At 71.8% G+C, this 1,470-nt stretch carries 1 protein-coding gene; it reads right to left on the bottom strand.

Features of this window, described 5'->3' with window-relative positions; genetic code table 11:
- The coding region (locus tag ABT08_RS11540; RefSeq protein ID WP_288115046.1) for an ABC-F family ATP-binding cassette domain-containing protein at nt 1-1,469 on the bottom strand (1,469 nt) is incomplete at its 3' end.
- Between the last annotated feature and the right edge of the window lies 1 nt (nt 1,470).

Consider the following 1,470-nt stretch of genomic DNA (forward strand, 5'->3'; position numbering starts at 1 on the left):
GCGGCGGGGGTGGATGCCGCGGCCCGGGGCGCGGCGGTCGCGGGGCGTGACGCGGCATCCGTCATCGCGGCCCGCAGGCGCAGGTACTCATCGACGCCGCCGGGCAGGTGGCGGAAGCGGTGGTCGAGCACGGCGTACTGCTGATCGGTGACGCGCTCCATGAAATAGCGATCGTGGGAGACGACCAGCAGGGTGCCCGGCCACGTGTCGAGCAGGTCCTCGAGGGCGGCGAGCATGTCCGTGTCCATGTCGTTGGTCGGTTCGTCGAGGATGAGCACGTTCGGTTCGCCCATGAGCACCAGCAGCAGCTGCAGGCGCCGCTTCTGACCGCCGGAGAGGTCGCCGACGGGCGTCGACAGCTCCGATGCGCGAAAGCCGAGCCGTTCGAGCAGCTGGGCGGGCGTGAGCTCCTTGCCGCCGGCGACGTAGGTCGTCTTCTGCTCGGCCAGCACCTCGCGCACCCGCAGGCGTTCGACCGGCTCGAGCTCGGTGAGCCGCTGCGTCAGGTGCGCGACCTTGACGGTCTGCCCCCGCTTGACGCGCCCGGACGTGGGGGCGAGGGTGCCGGCCACGAGTGCGAGCAGGGTCGACTTGCCCGCGCCGTTCGCCCCGAGGATGCCGGTGCGCTCGCCGGGGGCGATGCGCCACTCCACTCGATCGAGCACGGGCTTCTCGTCGAACGAGACGGAGGCGTCGACGAGGTCGACGACGTCCTTTCCGAGTCGGGCGGTGGCGAGCTTGGTCAGCTCGATGCCGTTGCGCGGGTCGGGCTCGCCCTCGATCAGCTGGGTCGCCGCATCGATGCGGAACTTCGGCTTGGACGTGCGCGCCGGGGCCCCTCGGCGCAGCCACGCGAGCTCCTTGCGCAGCAGGTTGCGGCGCTTGTCCTCGGCGACGGCGGCCTGCCGGTCGCGTTCGACGCGCTGCAGGATATACGCCCCGTACCCGCCCTCGAACGGCTCCACCTCGCCGTCGTGCACCTCCCACATGCGCGTGCAGACGGCGTCGAGGAACCAGCGGTCGTGCGTGACGACCAGAAGGGCTCCGGATGCCGCGCTCCACCGCGCCCGCAGGTGCTCCGCGAGCCAGGTGATGCCTTCGACGTCCAGGTGGTTGGTGGGCTCGTCGAGGGCGACGACATCCCAGTCGCCGACGAGCAGACGCGCGAGCGCGACCCGGCGACGTTGGCCGCCGGAAAGCGTGTCGACGTCGGCGTCGAGGGCGAGATCGCCGACGAGCCCCTTGAGCACGTCGCGCACCCGGGCGTCCCCGAGCCACTCGTGCTCCGGCCGGTCGCCGACGATCGTGTGCTGCACGCTGCCGGACTCCGGCAGGTCGTCGTCCTGGGCGAGCATGCCGACGCGGATGCCGCCGCGCACCGTCACCTTGCCGGCATCCGGCGCGTACCGCTGCATGAGCACGCGCATGAGGGTCGACTTGCCGTCGCCGTTGCGGCCGACGATGCCGATA

The organism is Microbacterium sp. SCN 71-21 (genome assembly GCF_001725695.1).
Taxonomy (GTDB): Bacteria; Actinomycetota; Actinomycetes; order Actinomycetales; family Microbacteriaceae; genus Microbacterium; species Microbacterium ginsengisoli.